The sequence below is a fragment of the Verminephrobacter aporrectodeae subsp. tuberculatae At4 genome, assembly GCF_000193225.1.
Classification (GTDB): domain Bacteria; phylum Pseudomonadota; class Gammaproteobacteria; order Burkholderiales; family Burkholderiaceae_C; genus Acidovorax; species Acidovorax aporrectodeae.
This window is the reverse complement of record NZ_AFAL01000234.1, coordinates 1-2209: the sequence shown is the minus strand read 5'-3', so window position 1 is coordinate 2209 and position 2209 is coordinate 1. Positions and strand designations below refer to the sequence as shown.

Sequence of the window (2209 nt, the reverse complement as noted above, 5' to 3'; positions counted from 1 at the left end):
ATCTGGCGCTCGGTTTTGGCGTTGCGTTCACGTTCCAGAACCTGATTTACTGCTTTATCGGCTGCCTGCTCGGAACGCTGATCGGCGTTCTGCCCGGCATCGGCCCCGTGGCGACCATTGCCATGCTGCTGCCCGCGACCTACGCCCTGCCGCCGGTGGCCGCGCTGATCATGCTCGCCGGCATTTATTACGGCGCCCAGTACGGGGGTTCGACCACGGCCATCCTGGTGAATCTTCCCGGGGAGTCGTCGTCGGTGGTGACCGTGCTCGACGGCTACCAGATGGCGCGCAAGGGGCGCGCGGGCCCCGCGCTCGCGGCCGCCGGCCTGGGCTCGTTCTTCGCCGGTTGCGTGGGCACGCTGATCCTGGCGGCGTTCGCGCCGCTGCTGACCGAGGTGGCGTTCAAGTTCGGCCCCGCCGAGTATTTCTCGCTCATGGTGCTGGGTCTGATCGGCGCCGTGGTGCTGGCCTCGGGCTCGCTGCTCAAGGCCGTGGCCATGATCCTGCTGGGCCTGCTGATGGGCCTCGTGGGAGCCGACCTGCATACGGGCACGGTGCGCTTCGGCTTCGACATTCCCGAACTGACCGACGGCATCGGCTTCGTGACCATCGCCATGGGCGTTTTCGGCTACGGCGAGATCATCGCCAACCTGGCCCGCCCCAGCGACCAGCGCGAGGTGTTCACGGCCAAGGTCGAGGGCCTGTTCCCGACCCGCGATGACTTCAAGCGCATGATTCCCGCCGTGCTGCGCGGCACCGCGCTGGGCGCGATGCTGGGCATACTGCCCGGTGGCGGAGCCCTGCTGTCGGCCTTTGCCGCGTACACGATCGAGAAGAAGACCCGCTTGCAGCCCGGCGAGGTGCCGTTCGGTCAGGGCAACATCCGCGGCGTGGCGGCGCCCGAGTCGGCGAACAACGCCGGCTCGCAGACCTCCTTCATCCCGCTGCTCACGCTGGGCATCCCTCCGAACGCGGTGATGGCGCTGATGGTCGGCGCCATGACCATCCACAACATACAGCCCGGCCCCCAGGTGATGACCAGCAACCCGGAACTGTTCTGGGGCCTGATCGCCTCGATGTGGATCGGCAACGCCATGCTCGTCATCCTGAACCTGCCGCTGATCGGCATCTGGATCAAGCTGCTGACCGTTCCCTACCGCTGGCTGTTCCCGTCGATCGTGCTGTTCTGCGCGGTGGGCGTGTACTCGACGAACAACAACACCTTCGACGTCTGGATGGTCGGCATCTTTGGCCTGGTGGGCTACATCTTCCACAAGCTGGGAACCGAGCCTGCCCCCCTGCTGCTGGGCTTCATCCTGGGTCCGATGATGGAGGAAAACCTGCGCCGCGCGCTGCTGCTCTCGCGCGGCGACTGGAGCGTGTTCGCCACGCGCCCGCTGTCGGCCGGCCTGCTTGCCGCCGCCGTGCTGTTGCTCGTCATCGTGCTGCTGCCCTCGGTCAAGCACAAGCGCGAAGAGGCCTTTGTGGAGGAATGATCATGCTGACCAGAGAGTCCTGCCAGAGAAAACGCCGCCCCGCTTGGTGCGGGAAGGCCCTGGTGGTCTACGGAGTGTTGATCCTGGCGGCGTTCGTGTCGTCGCTGACCGACGTGGTGCTCAGGTTCGGCACCGCCGAGCGCTTCTCGTTCATGGTGCTGGGCCTGATCGGCGCCGTGGTGCTGGCCTCGGGCTCGTTGCTCAAGGTCGTGGCCATGATTCTGCTGGGCCTGCTGATGGGCCTCGTGGGAACCGACGTGAGTTCGGGCATGGCGCGCTTCAGCTTCGACATTCCCGAACTGACCGACGGCATCGGCTTCGTGGTCATCGCCATGGGCGTTTTCGGCTACGGCGAGATCATCGCCAACCTGGCCCGCCCCAGCGACAGCGACCAGCGCGAGGTATTCACGGCCAAGGTCATCTCGCTGCTCACGCTGGGCATCTACCCGGTGATGGCGCTGATGATCGGCGCCATCGGCGCCATGGCCATCCACAACATACAGCCCGGCTCCGAGGTGATGATCAGCAAGCTGGAACTGTTTTGGGACTTGGTCGTCTCGATGAACGCCATGTTCGTCATCCTGAGCCTGCCGTTGATCGGCATCTGGATCAAGCTGCTGCCCGTTCCCTACCGTTGGCTGTTCCCGTCGATCGTGCTGTTCTGCGCGGTGGGCGTGTACTGGACGAACAACAGCACCTTCGACGTCTGGATG

1 protein-coding gene and 1 pseudogene are annotated in these 2209 nt (G+C 65.3%); both read left to right on the top strand.

Going from position 1 to position 2209, the window contains the following annotated elements:
* The first annotated feature begins 2 nt into the window (after positions 1–2).
* Complete coding sequence (locus VTU_RS0106115) at positions 3–1496, top strand: tripartite tricarboxylate transporter permease (protein ID WP_010102097.1); 1494 nt, start codon at positions 3–5, stop codon at positions 1494–1496.
* 71 nt (positions 1497–1567) lie between these two features.
* Positions 1568–2209: pseudogene (locus tag VTU_RS26040) on the top strand (tripartite tricarboxylate transporter permease); the annotation flags it as partial.